This window comes from Roseobacter sinensis, assembly GCF_025755255.1.
GTDB classification, from domain to species: domain Bacteria; phylum Pseudomonadota; class Alphaproteobacteria; order Rhodobacterales; family Rhodobacteraceae; genus Roseobacter; species Roseobacter sinensis.
In genome coordinates this window covers 1-17,490 of sequence record NZ_JALIEB010000037.1, presented here as the reverse complement: position 1 = coordinate 17,490, position 17,490 = coordinate 1, and the positions used below count along the sequence as shown (strand labels likewise).

Genomic DNA, 17,490 nt, shown 5'->3' with positions numbered 1-17,490 from the left:
CGATCAGCATCCCGTCGTGCAGAACACCCTCCAGCGCCGAAGACGCCGTCTCAAAGATCTTGTTCATTTCGCTCCCCATGTGCTCGGGGCGCGTCATGCCCTTGGGCGCCGCGCCGAATGCCATCGAATCTCGGGGCGACTGTTTCGTGCCCGGCCGGGCGGTGCAAGCGGATTTCTGCAACTGCACGGTAGAGCGCTCCGCGATCCCGGCGCGCGGTGAAATCAGGGGCGATATGCGGCCATCCACGCCAGCGTGTCATCTGTCGGACCACCCGGCTTGTATTCGGCGCCCAGAGGCGCTTTGTATCCCAGCCGCTCGATCGCCTTAAAGACATGCGCGTAACTGACCTCACCTGCGTCCGGCGGTCCGCGATCCGGCACACCTGCAAACTGAATGTGCCCGATGATCGGCCTCAGCCGTTCGAGACGGTGGGTCAGGTCGCCCTCCATCAGCTGGACATGATAACAGTCGAACATCAGCTTCAGATTGGGCGCACCCACCTCGGCGATGATCTCGGCAGCCTGGTCGGTTGTCGCCAGAAAATATCCTGGCGCGTCATAATGATTTAATGGCTCAATCAATATGGAGATGCCTCTTTTCGCCTCCTGATCGCAGGCATAGCGTAAGGCCGCGACGAAGCGGCGATGCGCAGCTTGCCCTTGCGCGAAACCGGCCATGACATGCACATTTGCGGCCTTCACATGGGCGGCGTAGGCTAGGGCCTCGTCAATGGCGGCACGGGCCTCGTCTTCGCGACCGACCAGTGCTGAAAGCCCGTTTTCGCCCGCTTCGATATCGCCTCTGCGTGTGTTCAGGCCCAAGATGGGCAGGCCCGTTTCTGCAAGTGCCGCGACCACCTCGCCCGGCGCCGTGGCATAGGGCCAGTGGCACTCGACCGCATCGAATCCGGCGGCCTTTGCCGCACGGATCGCGTCGGGCAGTGGGCGATCCTGCCACAAAAACCCGAGGTTTGCGGAAAATCGCGTCAATCGTCCCACTCCACATCGAAACGGGTGACGAGGTCACTGACCTGCGCAGGCGTCAGCATTCTGGCGTCGTACCCGCGCATGAGGATGGCGAGCCGGGCGGTGTCTTCCAGCTCCTCGATCGCGTTGCAGGCCGCTTCCACATCCTTGCCCGCCACGACCGGGCCGTGGTTGGCCAGCATCACTGCGGTGCGCTTGCCCGCCAAACCGCGCACCGCCGCCCCCATCGCCGGATCGCCGGGCCGGAAGAAGGGCAGCAGCTTCACCCGCCCCAGCTTCATGATGGCATAGGGTGTCAGCGGCGGCAGAAAGTTGTCCGGATCGACCTCGGGCATCATCGACCAGGCGACGGAATGGCAGGAATGCAGATGCACAACGGCACCAGCCGTACTGCGCGTCTCATAGAACGCCGCGTGCAGCGGCATCTCCTTTGTCGGAGGATCGCCCGCGATGTGACGCCCGGCGGCATCGAAATGGCTCAAGCGCCCGGGATCGAGCCGCCCGAAGCTCGTACCTGTCGGAGAGACAAGCAGCCCGCCGTCTGCGGTCCGCGCCGAGATATTGCCGGTGCTCCCCCCGGTGAGCCCGCGATCGAACATCGACTTGGCCAGACGGCAGATCTGCTCGCGCAGCGCAGCATCGTTCATCATCTCCGCTCCAGAAGGGTCAGGGCTTCGGCGAAGAAACCTTCGGTCCCGAAATTTCCAGACTTCAAGGCAAGCGCGATCTGCTGCCCGGCGCTGGTGCAATAGGTCCAGGGGACGCCGGGCGCAATCTCGGCACCGATGTCGAGCTGTGTCACACCAAGCGCCTGCGTCACGGCGCCCGAGGTTTCGCCGCCCGCGACGACGAACCGGCGCGCGCCCTGGTCGCGAGCCAAAACAGCCAACTCGGCCAGCGCTGCTTCGACGACTGCGCCGGCAGCCTCGGTGCCCAATTCCGTCTGCGCGGCACGCACATCCTCCGGCTCGGCGGTGGCATAGACGATGGGGGCTGCATTCATCTCCTGCTGCGCCAGCCAGGCCTTTGCGTCACCCGTACCCGCCCGCGCCAGATGGATCGGATCGAGGCGATGGCTGGGCGCGCCCTGCGCATAGGTCGCGACCTGCGCGCGTGTCATTGCAGAGCAGCTGCCCGAGAGAACAATCGCACCGTCACCGATCGCCGGTGTCGAGAACGACCCAGCGTTTTGCGGCAAGAGGCCCTCTGCGGCGTAGAGCCCAGGCAAGGGCATGGCGAGCGCGCTTCCCCCCGTGAGCAGCCGCATGGTCTGGCAAGCCGCTGCGATCTGTTGCAGGTCCTCATCAGCCACTGCGTCAAGGATCACATGCGCCACCCCTTGCCCGGCCAGTTTCTGCAGGGTGCCGCGGATCGCGGCGGGCCCCCGCGCCACGGTCAGCCGGTTGACCAGACCCGTCTTGCCCGTCACTTGCGGGGCCAAAAGCCGCATCAGATTGCTGTCGCGCATCGGTGTCAATGGGTGGTCCTTCATCGGGCTTTCCGCCAAGGGCTGCTCGCCCACAAAGAGCGTGCCCATGAAGATCGACCGGCCGTTTTCCGGAAAGGCCGGGCAATAGATCGTCTGGTCGACGCCCAGATCCGCCATCAGCGCCTCGGCGACGGGGCCGATGTTGCCCTCGGCCGTGCTGTCGAAGGTCGAGCAATACTTCCAGAAGAAGCGCTGCGCGCCCGCCTCGCGGAGCCAGCTCAACGCGGCCCGGCACTGCGCCACAGCCTCGGACACCGGTGCGGTCCGGGTCTTGAGCGCGATGACCTCGAAGGACGCCGTCTCGGTCGGTGGGGTCTCGGGCACACCGATGCGCAGCGACACCCGCACGCCACTGCGCGCCAAAAGCCCCGCGAGATCGGTTGCCCCGGTGAAATCGTCCGCGATGCAGCCCAAAAGCGTTGTCATAGTCGTGCCGATCCGTTCTTGTCTGCCGCGCCTAGGTCTCGCCAGGCAAGGTCAGCCCGGCGTTGCGGGCATAGACCTTGGCCACCGCGGCGTCATCCTCGGCACCCAGCCCTTGGCCCGCGGCGGCCACGAATTGCTGCAAGGCAGCTGCGGTCAGCGGCGCACTGAACTGCCCGCCCTTCGCGATGTCGAGCACGATCCCAAGGTCCTTGAGCCAGATGTTCACCGCGCTGTGCGGCGTGTAGTCGCCCGCCACGATATGCGGCGCGCGGTTCTCGAGCATCCAGCTTGTACCTGCGCATTTGCTGATCACTTCGACGAACTTCTCGGGTTGCACGCCCTGGGTCATGCCGAAGGTCAGCGCCTCTGCCATGCTGACGATATGCACACCGGCCAGCAGTTGGTTCACGGCCTTCATCGCCGAGCCTGCCCCCACCTCGCCCAGATCGAAGACCGTCTCGGCGATCGCGTCCAGCGTGGGTGCGGCCGCCGCAAAGGCTGCGCTCGCGCCCGCAGCCATAATGGTGAGCTGCCCGGCAGCTGCCTTGACGGCTCCTCCCGAAATCGGCGCGTCGAGATAGTGCACGCCGACCGCATCCGCCCGCGCCGCCAGATCGCGGGCCACATCAGGCGGTATCGTGGCGCAGGAGAGCACGACCGATCCGGGTTTCAGCGCCGCAACGACACCTTCGGCGCCAAAGAGCACCTCTTCGGTCTGCTGCGCATTGAGGACGACGACGATCACGGTGTCGAGCTCTGGCGCGATCTCGGCCAGGGGTCCCGGCCGGCCGCCCTCGGCTGCGAAGGCACGGCACCTTTCCGCGTTCACGTCGAAGCCGTAAGCCTCGTGCCCCGCACGCAACACCGATTGCGCGATGCCATAGCCCATCGAGCCCAGCCCGATCACCGCCGTTTTCTGTGGCATGACTGTCCTTCCTGATCACCTCACGGGTCTCCGGCCCGCCGTGGTCGTACTATGTGTTATATCGCGCTACAATCAAACGGGTTTTGCGATGCCGCGTCGCGCGGCTCTATCCGCCGGTGCCCTGCCCCGCGATCGGCCGGTCTCGCAACGGAGAGGACAACACATGCATCTGGCCCTTATCGGATATGGCAGCATCGCCCGTACGGTCGTGGCCTGGCTGGCAAAACGGCCCGTCGAGGCGCTGACGCTTCTCGTTCGCTCCGGCGCAATCGGGCCAACCCTGAAAGACGATGCGCTCCAGCGCGCCGCCGGGGCGGTGCAGGTGACGGACGACATCGCGACACTCATCGAGGCTGCACCTGACCTGCTTGTGGAATGTGCCGGGCAGAGCAGCGTGGCGGACTATGCACCGCTCGCGTTGCGACATGGGGTAGACACGGTGGTTGTCTCGGTCGGCGCTTTGGCCGACGACCGTGTTTTTCGGGACTTGCGGAGCGCCGCAATCGAGGGCGGTGCGCGGCTGATCCTGCCATCGGGGGCCATTGGCGGCCTCGATCTCTTGGCTGCGCTTGCGCTGGCCGGGGAGCCGGAGGTTTTCTATCGCGGGACCAAGCCGCCAGCGGCCTGGCGCGGCACGGCTGCCGAAGATCACTGTGATCTGGCGCATCTGAGCCGGCGTCAGACCTTCTTCGACGGATCGGCGCGGGAGGCCGCACGCCTCTATCCAAAGAACGCGAATGTCGCCGCCGCACTTGCGCTGGCCTGCGGCAGTTTTGATCGGACCTCAGTGCAACTGGTCGCCGATCCCGACGCCTCCGGCAACAGCCATAGCTACGAAGTCCGCTCCGAGGCGGGGCGCTTTGCCGTTGAGATCGAGAGTGCCCCGGTCGAGGGCAATGCAAAGACATCCCTATCGACCGCATACAGCGTGATCCGTGAGATCAACCGATACCGCGACCCGGTCATCATCTGAGAGGCAAAGACACGGTCAGCCGAGGCCAATCTTTCGCCCCGTTTCGGCGGACCGGTAAATCGCATCCTTGATGCGGATCACCTCGAGGTAGTCCCGCGCTTCGTTCTCGACAGGCGTCCCCTCGCGCAGCGCGCGCACCACGTGATGCTGCAAGTGATACACGCAGTCACCGCCAAAGCCGCCCCAGGTGTCGGCCGGCAGAACCGGCTCGACCGACAGGCTGCCTTGCGCCCGGAAGGACACGCTGCCGTCACCGAGCAGGGTCAAGACCCCCTTCGTCCCTTCGAATTGCGCGTCACCCATGGTGCGGCGCTGGTTATCGGCGGCATGGTCGCAGTGGCGGTTGCCGTCAAATAGGGTTCGGACCCCGTCTGGATGATCAAAGAGGACAAAACCCGCGTCCTCCCCCTTGATCGCAGGGTTGATCTGCCGCAAGTCCGCGTAGACTGCGGTCGGGTTGCCAAAGAGATAGCGGAACGTGTCGATCCAATGCACGCCGGTCTCATGCACGAGGAACCGGGGCATCTGTTGGAAGTAGGGCTGCCGATCAAGATAGGCGTAGGGCCCCTGCCCGTCGCCGGGGCGCAGACGAAAGGCCGCCTGCAAGGGTGTTCCGATGCGCCCCGCGTCGATCTCGGCCTTGATGGCGCGGTACCATGGCATAAAACGAAAGTTTTCGTGGACAATCAGTGAAGCGCCTGCGGCTTCGGCCTCCTGGACGATGGCCTTGGCCTCGTCGAGATCGACGCAGAACGGCTTTTGACAAATGATGGTCTTCACGCGCCGGTCAAGCGCCGTGCGGATCGCCGCGCGATGTGCAGGCGGCGGCAGAATGATGTCGAGGATATCGGGCACGACCTCCGCCAGCATGGCGTTCAGATCGGCGAAGGCCGGCAGTCCGGTCGCACGCGCACGGTCGATGTCCTGATCCGCAGCACCGATGCACTCCACCTGCGGAAGGCGAGCCCAGGCGCCATAGTGAAACTGGCTGAAGTACCCCGCCCCCAGACAGGCTACGGTGAGCCGGGCCTCCGACATCAGGCCGCCGCCAGCGCGGCACCAACAGCGCCTGCCGCCTCTTTTGTGCTTGCTTTGCCGCCCAGATCCCCTGTCACAGTGATCCCCTCCGCGATCACACTCTCGGTGGCCCCACGCAGCCGCGCACCGTCCGCGAGCAGTGCCGCGTTCTGGTGCCGAGTGCCCAGCCACTCCAGCATCATCGCCGCGGACAGGATCATTGCAAACGGGTTCGCGATGCCCTGCCCCGCGATATCCGGTGCGGAGCCGTGACACGGCTGGAACACCGCGTGGTTCACCCCGATGTCCGCTGAGGGCGCGACGCCCAAGCCGCCCATCAGCCCGGCCCCGAGATCGGAGAGGATGTCGCCGAACATGTTCTCCGTCACCAGCACGTCGAACTCCCAGGGTTTCTGCACGAACCACAAGGCGGTCGCGTCCACATAGGCGTGATCGCTTGCCAGCTCGGGATGCCGGGCGGCTTCCGTATCAAAGATCTGCCGGAAGAAGGCAAAGGCACGAAAGACATTCGCCTTGTCGACGCAGGTCACCCTGCCAGGGCTGCGGCCGGAGGACTTGCGCTCGCCCGCCAGGCGGAAGGCGAACTGGAACAGCAGCTCCGACGTCCTGCGCGTGATCAGCAAGGTCTCGCGCGCTTCATCTTCAGTCACCTCACCACAACCTTGCGTGTGAAAGAGCCCTTCGGTGCTTTCGCGAATCAGAACGAAGTCGACCGACTTGCCCGCCGGCATGTTCAGGGGCGTGCGCTGGCCCGCACAGATGCGGACGGGACGCACGCCGGCGAAGAGCTCGAACGCCTTGCGCAGATCGATCTGAGGCGAAATCTCCGTGCCATCCGGGTAACGCACCGAGGGCAGCCCCATGGCCGACAAAAGGATGGCATCCGCCTCGCGCGCCGCCTGCATGGATGCTGTGGGCAGTGCCTCGCCCGTCTGCGCGTAATGCGCGGCACCCGCCGGGCAGTCGCTGAACATCAGAGCATAGCCGCCCCGATCCGCCAGCATGTTCAGGATGTCGACGGTCGGCTGCATGATTTCCGGCCCGATACCGTCGCCCCGAAAGACAGCGATGTCGAAGGTGTCTTTCATTGATTTTTGCACCTCTTCGTGGTTGCTCAACGATATAGCATGGTTCCGGCGCTTGGGCGTGACACACCGCGTCGTTTTAATGTATACGTTAATAAATGCGTAATTCATGAAGCCCGTACTTGCAAGGATGGATATGTTCGCTGTCGTCGTGACCTTTCAGATCAAGCCCGAGGCGATCTCGGCGTTCATGCCGCTGATGACGCAAAACGCAAAGACGTCGCTGGCGGAAGAATTGGGATGCCTGCAGTTCGACGTGGCAACTGATATCTCCCGACCCGGCGAAGTCTTTCTCTATGAGATCTATGATAACGCAGCGGCCTTTGAGGCACATCTCGCCAGCGCGCATTTCAAGGCCTTCGATGCCGCGACCCGCAACATGATCGCCAGCAAGTCCGTCACCACTTACGGGCGGGTCTCCCAATGAGTGCGTGGGACGTCTTCGCCGTCAAATATGCGGATCGCAACGCGCGGACCCGGGCGGACAGCTTCATCTTCGACGACAACCACGATGCCCCCCACGCGATGGATTACTTCATGTGGGTCCTGCGCCGCGGTACCGAGGTCATCCTCGTCGACACCGGTTACGATATCGAGGAAGCCGCCGCGCGTGACCGCCCAATCCGGCAGGACCCGGTAACGTCACTGGCGCCGCTCGGGCTGGCACCGGGTGACATCACGTCGGTCATCGTGACCCATCTGCACTACGACCACGCGGGGGGGCTACACCTCTTTCCAAACGCAACCCTCCACATGCAGGCAGCGGAGATGGTCTATGCCACCGGCCCCTGCATGTGCCACGACGCGCTGCGCATGCCCTTCACGGCAGGCCATATCTGCGAGGCTGTCAAAAGGCTCTACTCTGGGAAGGTCGTCTTCCACGATGGCGACGCCGAGATTGCCGATGGGGTCACGGTCCATCGCATCGGGGGGCATAGCCGCGGACTGCAAGCCGTGCGGGTCCGAACCGAGGCGGGCCATCTGGTGCTGGCCTCGGATGCGGCGCACTACTACGAGAATGTCTTTGCGCGGAAACCGTTCCCCATCGTGGTGGATCTGCAAGATATGCTGGACGGGTTCGACCGGCTGGAAACGCTCGCATCACACCGGTCGCTGGTCGTTCCGGGACACGATCCTCTGGTCACACAGGCCTTTCCAAACGCCATCGCGGATCACATCTGGCGGTTGGACCGCGGCCCCCGATCTGCCGGGTTGATCCCGGCTCTCTGACGTGGTCGCCCACTGCCCAATAATCGGGCGCAAATGCGCGCAGGCAGAACGGTGATGCGCTGGGGTATGGCCAAATGCCTGAACCCATGTGAGATTGTACCCCGGAGTGAGACGAACCCGGGGGACTTAAAGGCGTGCTGATGCAATCCGCGACATTGCTGGATCAGCCGCGCGCCATCGGCTCCGCGACGGTCTCCAGCAAGCGCCGCGACGGGCACTCCTGCCTTGACGATCTGCATCAGGCCGGTGCGCTGAAGGTCGTGTTTCCACGGGTGCAGCACCGGGTCGAGGGCATTCTCGTCAACACGGCTGGAGGCGTGACCGGCGGCGACCGCTTTGACATCTCGGCGAGGGCGGGCGCCGGGTCGCGCCTCACACTGACCACGCAGGCGGCCGAGCGGGCCTATCGCGCCCAGCCCCATCAAGTCGGCCGGATCCGCACACGGCTGAGCGTCGACGAAGATGCCGAGTTGCTCTGGCTGCCGCAGGAAACAATCCTCTACGACGGCTCGGCCCTGTCGCGCAGGCTTGACGTCGACCTCGCCGACACGGCGCGGTTTCTGATGGTGGAACCGGTGCTCTTCGGCCGGCGGGCGATGGGCGAAGGGCTGCATGACGCGTCGTTTCGGGACCGAATTGACATACGCCGGCAGGGGGTGCCGATCTACCGCGACGGCGTCCTGCTGAAAGGTGATGTCGAAGCGACGCTCGACCGGCCTGCGATCGGCGGCGGCGCCCGCGCGATGGCAAACCTCATCCTGGTTTCACCAGAGGCCGAGGGCGCACGCGGCAGCGTCCGCGCCCTGATCGGAGAGACCGGCGGCGCCAGCCTCTTGCAGCCCGGCGTTCTGGCCATGCGCCTGCTGGCGTGCGATGGCTTCGAGCTGCGCCAAAGGCTCGTGCCGGTTCTGGACCGACTGACACACAACACACTACCGACAAGCTGGAGACTGTGAGCCATGCAGCTGACACCCCGAGAAAAAGACAAACTGCTGGTGGCCATGGCCGCGGAGGTCGCCCGCAAGCGGCTGGCGCGGGGCGTGAAGCTCAATCATCCGGAAGCCATCGCGCTGATCACCGATGCGGTTGTGGAAGGCGCGCGTGATGGACGGTCGGTCGCGGACATGATGCAGGCCGGCGCCGAGGTCATCACACGCGATCAATGCATGGAAGGTGTGCCGGAGATGATCCACGACGTGCAGGTCGAGGCGACCTTCCCCGATGGCACCAAGCTTGTCACGGTGCACAACCCGATCCGGTAGGACTTGATATTTGAAGAAGGGTGAAGACGATGATTCCAGGAGAGGTGATGTGTGCGGAGGGTGAGATCACGCTCAACGCCGGCGCGGAGGCGATCACGCTGATGGTGGCCAATACCGGCGACCGGCCCGTACAGGTGGGCAGCCATTATCATTTCGCCGAGAGCAATGCGGCGCTGGAGTTCGACCGGAGTGCCGCCCGAGGGCGTCGGCTGGATATCGCGGCGGGCACCGCCGTGCGCTTCGAGCCGGGCCAACGGCGTGAGGTTCACCTGATACCGCTCTCCGGCGCGCGGCGGGTTTTCGGGTTCAATCAGCAGATCATGGGCGATCTGTGATCGCTTCAGCATGAAGGAGGAGAGACCATGTGTGACATCTGTGTGATCAACGCGGTGAAGGAGCGGATGCTGTCGCGGCGCGACTTTTTCAAGACGTCGGCCGCCATCGGTGCGGCGGCCACGGTGGGTGCGGTCGCGGCGACACCGCCCGCACTGGCAGCCGGGCATGGCGGGGTCGTGGACATGACTCACAAGCTGAGCCCCGAGTTCCCGACCTTCTTCGGCGTGCCCGGCATCTCGATGGAGCAGCAGTTCAACTTCGCCGAGAGCGGCTTCAATCTCTTCAATCTCAGCATCAATGAGCACACCGCGACCCATATCGACGCACCGCTGCACTTCTCGGCGGATGGTGCGTCGGTCGACGAGATCCCGATCAGCGATCTGGTGGTGCCGCTCTGTGTGATCGACATTGCCGCGAAAGCCGCCGAAGATCCGGATGCGCAGGTAACGCCCGACGACCTGACGGCCTGGATTTCGACAAATGGCGACATCCCCGACAGGGCATGCATCGCGATGCACTCCGGCTGGGCCGGCAAGACGGCGGGTCCCGATTATGTCGGCAATGACGCGGATGGGGTGAAACACTTCCCCGGCTTTCACATCGAAGCCACGCAGATGCTTCTGGAGGAGACCACCGCAGCGGCCATGGCTGTGGACACGCTCTCGCTCGATCACGGGCCGTCGGCGGATTTCGCCACCCACTATGCCTGGCTGCCCACGGGCCGCTACGGGATCGAGAACCTCGCAGGCCTCGACCAGGTGCCGGCGGCCGGCGCCACGCTTGTGGTCGGCGCGCCGAACCACGTGGGCGGCTCCGGCGGGCCTGCGCGCATCTTCGCAATGATATGACGGCCGGGATGCCCATCTTCCGAAGGATAAGGAGAGGGTGGGCACGAGCCCGCGTAAGGTCGCGACCAGCGGCCGCCTGCTGCCTGCTACTCGGCGCTTTAACGTCTTCTGTCGGCGGAGCACAAGCGCTCGACTGCGAAGAGGCGACCACCCAAGTGGAAATGACAGGCTGCGCCAGCCGCGCCGCCGAGGCAGCGGATGCCGAGTTGAATGCGGTTTGGGCCATCGCAATCGACGCCGCAGAACGCCGCGATGCAGCAGATCGGGACTACGACATCTCGAGCGAGGCGCTGCTGCGCGACGCGCAACGCAGCTGGATCGCCTTCCGGGATAAGGCCTGCAGCGCCGAAGCCACGTTCGCGCGGGGCGGCACGATGGCCAATCAGCTGTTCCTGTTATGCCTTGAGCGGCTCACGCTCCGCCGCACTGAAGACCTTCGCCTATTTGCAACGACCAACTGACTAGGACGACGACCATGCCAGCTACCATTTCCCGCTCCTCCTACGCCGCGATGTTTGGCCCGACCACGGGCGACAAGGTCCGGCTGGCCGACACCGACCTGATCATTGAGGTGGAGCGCGACCACACGATCTATGGCGAGGAGGTCAAATTCGGCGGCGGCAAGGTGATCCGAGATGGGATGGGCCAGTCTCAAGTGACGCGCGCAGGCGGTGCTGTCGATACGGTTATCACCAATGCGCTGATCGTGGACCACACCGGCATCTACAAGGCGGATGTGGGCCTCAAGGACGGGCGCATCCACAAGATCGGCAAGGCGGGCAATCCGGACACCCAACCGGGTGTCGACATCATCGTCGGGCCCGGCACCGAAGCCATTGCAGGTGAAGGGAAAATCCTGACAGCGGGCGGGTTTGACAGCCATATCCACTTCATCTGCCCACAGCAGATCGACGACGCGCTGCATTCCGGCGTCACGACCATGCTGGGCGGCGGGACTGGCCCCGCGCATGGTACGCTCGCCACCACCTGCACGCCGGGCCCCTGGCACATCGGGCGGATGTTGCAGAGCGTCGATCATTTCGCGATGAACATCGGCGTCTCAGGCAAGGGCAACGCCAGCCAACCGGAGGCGCTGGTCGAGATGGTCGAAGGCGGCGCCTGTGCGCTGAAGTTGCACGAGGACTGGGGCACGACGCCGGGTGCGATCGACTGCTGCCTCAGCGTGGCGGACGACATGGACGTCCAGGTGATGATCCACACCGATACGCTGAACGAGAGCGGCTTTGTGGAGAACACCGTGGCGGCGATGAAGGGCCGCACGATCCACGCCTTTCACACCGAAGGCGCGGGCGGTGGGCACGCGCCGGACATCATCAAGATCTGCGGCGATGCCAATGTGCTGCCCTCCTCAACCAATCCGACGCGGCCCTTCACGGTCAACACGCTGGAAGAGCATCTGGATATGCTGATGGTCTGCCACCACCTCGACAAGTCGATCCCCGAAGACGTGGCCTTTGCCGAAAGCCGCATCCGGCGCGAGACCATCGCGGCCGAGGATATCCTGCACGACATGGGCGCGTTTTCGATCATCGCGTCGGACAGCCAGGCCATGGGGCGCGTGGGCGAAGTGCTGATCCGCACCTGGCAGACGGCCGACAAGATGAAGAAACAGCGCGGGCGGCTGGCTGAGGAGACCGGCGAAAACGATAATCTGCGCGTGCGCCGCTACATCGCGAAATACACCATCAACCCCGCGATTGCCCATGGGATCAGCCACGAGATCGGCTCCATCGAGGAAGGCAAACGCGCGGACCTCTGCCTGTGGAACACCGCGTTTTTCGGCGTGAAGCCCGAGATGGTGCTGATGGCCGGCACGATTGTCTGTGCGCAGATGGGCGACCCGAATGCCTCGATCCCAACGCCGCAGCCGGTCTATACCCGGCCCATGTTCGGCAGCTTCGGCCGCTCGGTCGAGCATTCTGCGGTGACTTTCGTGAGTGCGGCAGCGCAAGCGGCTGGGCTGCGCGACCAGCTGGGGCTACGCAAGGAAACGGTTGCGGTGCAGAAGACCCGCGGCATCGGAAAGAAGGACCTGATCCTGAACGACGCGCTGCCCGAGATCGAGGTGAACCCCGAAACCTACGAAGTGCGCGCGGATGGCGAATTGCTGACCTGCCAGCCGGCAGAGGTTCTGCCAATGGCGCAGCGGTACTTCATGTTTTGAGCGTGACGTCGGAAAACACTGAGGAATATCAACTTCTGTCAAGAGCCGCTGGCTTTCTTGAGGCAGCGCGAATTGTAGCTGACGACAGCGGTGGAAAGCCGTCACTGGTGGCGCCCATTGCTCATCTTGTCGCTCACGGGCTGGAGGTACTGTTGAAACACTGGCTCCTTCGAAGTGGCACCTCGGCGAAAGATTTGCAGCACGACTATGGCCATGACTTGTCGAAATTATGGCCTGCGCCCAAAAGTGAGCCCTTTCGGAAAGCAGCAGAACAAAAAGCCACGCGAGCTTTGTATGAAGCGAAAACGTCTGGTCGCTTTCTCGACGAAGAATGGCCGGAACCCACTTCTTTTCTGGAAGAGCATATCAACCGGTTTTCATACCTTCATTCCCATAATTCTGGCTATGCACTGAGGTATGCAGCGCGAGAAAATGAAGAGGTTCCAGTCCCACTGTTTTTTCTGGATGTATTCGAGCCTCTAAAAGATCTCTTTGTCGCTCTTACTCACGTCAAGACTTTGATATCTGATGGCTAATGATTGTAGCACCTTCTTGCCTAAAGCCGGCCCGGCGGCACGCCGGGCAGCCCCCGACCGCCCCCCATGGGCGGGGACTTTGCCCCCACCCGCGGCCGGGGACCGCCCTTGGGACAACACCCAATGCTGACAGCCCAACACCTCGTCCACGCACACGACACTGATGACCACATCACGCTCGACTACGACGCGCGGTTTCTGCGGCGCAAGGTGCTGACAACGGACAGCGGCACGCCGCTGCTGGTCGACCTGCCGAAGACCACCTCGCTCAACGTCGGTGACGCGCTCAAGACAACCGACGGCACTCTGATCGGAATCCGGGCCGCCGCTGAACCGCTGCTGGAGATCACCGGAGAGGCTCTGCACCGCATCGCCTGGCACATCGGCAACCGCCACACCCCCTGCCAGATCGAACCCACCCGCCTGCTCATCCAGCAGAACCACGTGATGGCGCAGATGCTCGCGCAGCTGGGCGCGCATGTGCATGAGGTGGTGGAGCCCTTCACGCCCGAGGGCGGCGCCTACGGTCATGGGCGGACCCATGGCCACGATCACTCCGCACAGCATGGGCCAGAGCATACGCATGACCACTGACGCGATCCTGACCTTGACGCAATGGCTGTCGCCGAGCTTTCCGGTCGGCGCCTTTGCCTATTCTCATGGGCTTGAGACTTCGATTGCAGGGGGAGCGATCGACAGCATCGAAACACTCGAAGACTGGCTGATCGACATCGTGAGCCTCGGGGGGGGACGGGCCGATGTCGTCTGCCTCGCAAACGCCTATCGATCCGACGCCTCCGGTGTTGCGGAAGTCGACCGCACCGTGCGAGCCTTTGCCGCAAGTGCGGAGCGGCTGATGGAAACCGAACAGCAAGGCGCCTCCTTTGCGCGCACCGTCGACGCGGTCTGGCAGACCGAACTGGGCGCTTTGACCTATCCGGTCGCTGTGGCGCGCGCGGCGCGGGCGCGGGACATCCCGCTCGATCTGACCGCACAGATGTATCTACATGCCTTTGCGGCCAATCTGATCTCGGCGGCCGTGCGTCTTGTCCCGCTTGGCCAGACCGAGGGCCAGGGTCTGCTGGCGCGCCTCGCCCCGCTGATCAAGACCACGGCGGATCACGCCTGCACCATGTCGCTCGATGACCTCGCCTCACCCTGCTTTGCCGCTGACATCGCGGCCATGCAGCACGAAACCCTCTATTCAAAGGTTTTTCGCACATGACCCTGAACGGCCCTCTCCGGATCGGCATCGGCGGCCCCGTCGGCGCCGGGAAAACCACGCTCACCGCTTGCCTCGCCCGCACGCTGAGCCCGCATCACTCCATCGGGGTGATCACCAATGACATCTACACGCAAGAAGATGCCGAGGCACTGACGCGTCTGCAGATCCTGCCGCAGGATCGGATCATCGGCGTGGAAACGGGCGGTTGCCCTCACACCGCGATCCGCGAGGATGCCTCGATCAACCTCGCAGCAGTCGCCGAGATGCAAGCCCGGCATCCCGACGTCGAGGCGATCCTGATCGAAAGCGGCGGCGACAACCTCAGCGCCACCTTCTCGCCAGAGCTTGCGGACGTGACCGTCTACGTCATCGACGTCGCGGCGGGCGAGGAGATTCCGCGCAAGGGAGGCCCCGCCATCACCCGCTCGGACATCCTGATCATCAACAAGACCGATCTTGCACCGCATGTGGGAGCCTCGCTGGAGGTGATGCGACGTGATGCGGAACGCATGCGCGCAGGTCGACCCTTTGCCTTCACCGTATTGCGCCATGGCGAGGGAGTGGAGACGGTGGTGGAGATGCTGCGCGCGATCTCCGGGTTGGGTCTGGTCGAGGCCTGAGCGGCGAGGGCGCGCTGCTCGGCCTGTGAAAGACTATCCGGCCCGCAGCGCGGCGGCCGCCGATTTGATCGCAGCACGGATGCGGGTATAGCTGCCGCACCGGCAGAGGTTACCGCTCATCGCCGCGTCGATGTCGGCGTCCGTCGGGTCCGGCTGCGCTTCAAGGAATGCCGCTGCCTGCATGATCTGCCCGGACTGGCAATAGCCGCATTGCGCCACCTGGTGCTCGATCCAGGCGGCCTGCACGGCGTGCAGCCGCTCGGGCTGGCCAAGCCCCTCGATCGTGGTGACAGGGCCGTGCACATCTTCAATTGCAAGCTGGCAGGAGCGCACCGCCTCGCCCGCCACATGCACTGTGCAGGCGCCACATTGCGCAACGCCACAGCCATACTTCACGCTGGTGACGCCCAAGCTCTCGCGCAGGACCCAGAGCAGCGGCATCTCGCCCGCCAAATCGACCTCATGCGATACGCCGTTCACGGTGAGTTTCATGGGCCTTATCTCCGGCTGTCACATGGCAAGCCTATGCCGTCTCCGTCCGCGCCTCAACCGCGTCGCGGCGTCAGAGACACGGAACATCATGGCTGCGGTACATCTTCCGCTCAGGCGGCGGTCGCCGTGCTGCGGCAGAAACAGGACGCGCGGATCGGCACGGTGGCGCGTGCAAGTGCAGGATCAAGCTGCAGCTTGATGTGCCGCGCCTCGGCCAGAGCACCGCGCTGCACCAGACATTCATGCAGCCCGTGTAAAGACCAAACGTTGCGCGGATGCTGGCAGGCGCGGGCGAGCGTTTCGTCGAGGCCGAGATCAGCGCGATAGACCGCCTCTGCCTCGTCGAATTCACGCAACTCCATCAGAAGCGCCCCCAGCGCGTGCCGGGTCGGTTGCATCCAGCCCCAGGGCTCGTCGTAGAGCAGCGCATCATCGAGCGCGACCGAGCGGCGCAGATGCGCGATGCCGGCTTCGGTGTCGCCGGATTTGAAGGCGAGCTCGCCTTCCATCATGGCCTCACCGACTGCAAGAACATCGCTCGCGAAGTTATTGAAAACCATGCGTGTCTCTTGAACTGCTCGGAGTGCTGCATCGGCCAGCGCACGTTCCGCTCGAGCGGCCTCGATCTGCCCCAGATTGGCGAAGGCAATCACCCGGGCCTGACGCATCGCACAGATCGTATAGCTGTACAGCTCCGCATCCTCGGGCAGCGTTTCCTCGAGGATCTCTTGCCACATCCCGAAGCGTACCATGACGTGGACCTTCTTGCCCCAGAAGCTTTCGAAGAGGTCTGGCAGGTAGCGCACAACCGCATCGGGCAGCATCTCGATCAGCCGGTCCGAAGCGGCCAGCGCCACCTCCGGCTGGCCGAGGAACATCCCGCCATAGGCCTCGAAATGCACGTTATGAATGCGGTAGACGGTGTAGAAATTCTGAGCCCCCGCAACGGCTTCGTATTTGCGGTCGACCTCGGCGGCGCGGCGATTGCGCCAGATCACGTTCTGATAGTCGCCGCAAAGCACGTCGATGTGGGTGGCCATATGCACCAGATGGCCGGAGTCGGGCACCAAATCGACGAGGCGGTCGCCGTGGCGCAGCGCTTTTTCCGGAAACGGCGACATCTCCATCAGGTGGATATACATGTGCAAAAGCCCCGGATGATCCCAGGCGCCGGGAATGGTATCGAAGGCGGTCTCGAGTGCGGCCTGCGCTTCCAGCGTCGAGGCGCCCTCGGCGGGCTGTCCCGAGGGCAAGTCCCACAGGAGCCAGGGCGTGCGGTTCATCAGCGCCTCGGCAAAGAGGCAGATCACGTCTAGATCGCGGGGATGATCGGCATAGACCCGGCGCATGGCGTCCGAAAAGGCGTCGTTCCAGGGCGCGAAGTCCTCGATCTCGGGATCATCGGGGAAGCGGTCGGCCAGGGCCGCGATCAGCGCAGCCTCGACCGGGTCGAGCGAGGGCGCGAGGCGTTTTGCTTCGGCGAGGGCGGCATGCGCCTGTTGCAGCGTGGTCACCCGCTCGTCCGCAGTGAAGAACTCCCAGGGCTTGTTGTAATTGGGCCCGACCGCATAGGCGATGCCCCACTGCGCGAAGCCACAGCCCGGATCCGCTTCAATTGCCTTTTGAAAACAATGGGCTGCGGCCTCGTGGTTGTAGCCGAAGAGCCAGACCATGCCGGCATTGACCTGGGCCTGTGCGTCGGCTGAGCTGGTGGTCACCGCCCGCGCGTAGCTGCCCAGATCGAAACCGTCCATCGCCTCAGAACTCCACGACGGCGCGGATGGATTTGCCTTCGTGCATCAGCTCGAAGCCGTGGTTGATCTCGTCGAGCGT

General features: G+C 64.1%; 21 protein-coding genes. 13 read left to right on the top strand and 8 right to left on the bottom strand.

Annotation, left to right across the window (positions count from 1 at the left end; all coding sequences use genetic code 11):
* Window positions 1–222: 222 nt before the first annotated feature.
* The 4 genes from MUB52_RS23135 to ltnD are packed head-to-tail and all read right to left on the bottom strand — an operon-like array spanning window position 223 to window position 3,827.
* Window positions 223–990, bottom strand: coding sequence for a hydroxypyruvate isomerase family protein (locus tag MUB52_RS23135; protein ID WP_263846526.1), 768 nt, complete (start codon window positions 988–990; stop codon window positions 223–225).
* Window positions 987–1,637, bottom strand: a complete 651-nt coding sequence (otnC, locus tag MUB52_RS23130) for a 3-oxo-tetronate 4-phosphate decarboxylase (protein WP_263846525.1) — start codon at window positions 1,635–1,637, stop codon at window positions 987–989. Before otnC ends, MUB52_RS23135 begins: the two co-directional genes overlap by 4 nt.
* Window positions 1,634–2,902, bottom strand: coding sequence for a 3-oxo-tetronate kinase (otnK, locus tag MUB52_RS23125; RefSeq protein ID WP_263846524.1), 1,269 nt, complete (start codon window positions 2,900–2,902; stop codon window positions 1,634–1,636). Before otnK ends, otnC begins: the two co-directional genes overlap by 4 nt.
* Before the next feature lie 31 nt (window positions 2,903–2,933).
* On the bottom strand, window positions 2,934–3,827 hold the full coding sequence (gene ltnD / locus MUB52_RS23120) for an L-threonate dehydrogenase (protein ID WP_263846523.1): 894 nt from the start codon (window positions 3,825–3,827) through the stop codon (window positions 2,934–2,936).
* A 163-nt stretch (window positions 3,828–3,990) separates the two neighbouring features.
* Here ltnD and MUB52_RS23115 point away from each other — a divergent pair, with 163 nt between their 5' ends.
* On the top strand, window positions 3,991–4,800 hold the full coding sequence (locus MUB52_RS23115) for an aspartate dehydrogenase (protein WP_263846522.1): 810 nt from the start codon (window positions 3,991–3,993) through the stop codon (window positions 4,798–4,800).
* Between the two features lie 15 nt (window positions 4,801–4,815).
* On the opposite strand, the gene MUB52_RS23110 is transcribed toward MUB52_RS23115, so the two are convergent.
* Window positions 4,816–5,838, bottom strand: coding sequence for a Gfo/Idh/MocA family protein (locus MUB52_RS23110; protein ID WP_263846521.1), 1,023 nt, complete (start codon window positions 5,836–5,838; stop codon window positions 4,816–4,818).
* The gene (locus MUB52_RS23105) at window positions 5,838–6,926 is read right to left on the bottom strand and encodes an isocitrate/isopropylmalate dehydrogenase family protein (RefSeq protein WP_263846520.1); all 1,089 of its coding nucleotides are present in this window, start codon (window positions 6,924–6,926) and stop codon (window positions 5,838–5,840) included. Before MUB52_RS23105 ends, MUB52_RS23110 begins: the two co-directional genes overlap by 1 nt.
* A 133-nt stretch (window positions 6,927–7,059) precedes the next feature.
* Here MUB52_RS23105 and MUB52_RS23100 point away from each other — a divergent pair, with 133 nt between their 5' ends.
* The 12 genes from MUB52_RS23100 (at window position 7,060) to ureG (ending at window position 15,165) form a co-directional block, all read left to right on the top strand.
* Window positions 7,060–7,350 carry a putative quinol monooxygenase gene (locus tag MUB52_RS23100; protein WP_263846519.1) on the top strand — a complete coding sequence of 97 codons (291 nt, stop codon included), beginning with the start codon at window positions 7,060–7,062 and terminating at the stop codon, window positions 7,348–7,350.
* Entirely contained in the window at window positions 7,347–8,153 is an 807-nt protein-coding gene (locus tag MUB52_RS23095; protein WP_263846518.1) for an N-acyl homoserine lactonase family protein, read from the top strand. Before MUB52_RS23100 ends, MUB52_RS23095 begins: the two co-directional genes overlap by 4 nt.
* Window positions 8,154–8,293: 140 nt before the next feature.
* Complete coding sequence (locus MUB52_RS23090) at window positions 8,294–9,109, top strand: urease accessory protein UreD (RefSeq protein WP_263846517.1); 816 nt, start codon at window positions 8,294–8,296, stop codon at window positions 9,107–9,109.
* A gap of 3 nt (window positions 9,110–9,112) precedes the next feature.
* Window positions 9,113–9,415 carry an urease subunit gamma gene (locus MUB52_RS23085; RefSeq protein WP_263846516.1) on the top strand — a complete coding sequence of 101 codons (303 nt, stop codon included), beginning with the start codon at window positions 9,113–9,115 and terminating at the stop codon, window positions 9,413–9,415.
* A gap of 29 nt (window positions 9,416–9,444) precedes the next feature.
* A complete protein-coding gene (locus tag MUB52_RS23080) occupies window positions 9,445–9,750 on the top strand; it encodes an urease subunit beta (RefSeq protein ID WP_263846515.1) in 306 nt (101 codons plus the stop codon).
* Window positions 9,751–9,777: 27 nt separating this feature from the next.
* The gene (locus MUB52_RS23075) at window positions 9,778–10,599 is read left to right on the top strand and encodes a cyclase family protein (RefSeq protein WP_263846514.1); all 822 of its coding nucleotides are present in this window, start codon (window positions 9,778–9,780) and stop codon (window positions 10,597–10,599) included.
* Window positions 10,596–11,060: a lysozyme inhibitor LprI family protein gene (locus MUB52_RS23070; protein ID WP_318527462.1), complete on the top strand. Its 465-nt coding sequence runs from the start codon at window positions 10,596–10,598 to the stop codon at window positions 11,058–11,060. The genes MUB52_RS23075 and MUB52_RS23070 overlap by 4 nt, the downstream gene beginning before the upstream one ends.
* A gap of 14 nt (window positions 11,061–11,074) precedes the next feature.
* Window positions 11,075–12,784: an urease subunit alpha gene (gene ureC, locus MUB52_RS23065; protein WP_263846512.1), complete on the top strand. Its 1,710-nt coding sequence runs from the start codon at window positions 11,075–11,077 to the stop codon at window positions 12,782–12,784.
* A gap of 152 nt (window positions 12,785–12,936) precedes the next feature.
* Entirely contained in the window at window positions 12,937–13,320 is a 384-nt protein-coding gene (locus tag MUB52_RS23060; protein ID WP_263846511.1) for a hypothetical protein, read from the top strand.
* A gap of 123 nt (window positions 13,321–13,443) precedes the next feature.
* Complete coding sequence (gene ureE / locus MUB52_RS23055) at window positions 13,444–13,914, top strand: urease accessory protein UreE (protein ID WP_263846510.1); 471 nt, start codon at window positions 13,444–13,446, stop codon at window positions 13,912–13,914.
* Complete coding sequence (locus tag MUB52_RS23050; RefSeq protein WP_263846509.1) at window positions 13,904–14,545, top strand: urease accessory protein UreF; 642 nt, start codon at window positions 13,904–13,906, stop codon at window positions 14,543–14,545. Before ureE ends, MUB52_RS23050 begins: the two co-directional genes overlap by 11 nt.
* Window positions 14,542–15,165, top strand: a complete 624-nt coding sequence (gene ureG, locus MUB52_RS23045) for an urease accessory protein UreG (protein WP_263846508.1) — start codon at window positions 14,542–14,544, stop codon at window positions 15,163–15,165. Before MUB52_RS23050 ends, ureG begins: the two co-directional genes overlap by 4 nt.
* Before the next feature lie 33 nt (window positions 15,166–15,198).
* Here ureG and MUB52_RS23040 read toward each other — a convergent pair whose 3' ends face one another.
* On the bottom strand, window positions 15,199–15,657 hold the full coding sequence (locus tag MUB52_RS23040; protein ID WP_263846507.1) for a (2Fe-2S)-binding protein: 459 nt from the start codon (window positions 15,655–15,657) through the stop codon (window positions 15,199–15,201).
* A gap of 110 nt (window positions 15,658–15,767) precedes the next feature.
* Window positions 15,768–17,411, bottom strand: a complete 1,644-nt coding sequence (locus MUB52_RS23035; protein WP_263846506.1) for a hypothetical protein — start codon at window positions 17,409–17,411, stop codon at window positions 15,768–15,770.
* Window positions 17,412–17,490: the final 79 nt, after the last annotated feature.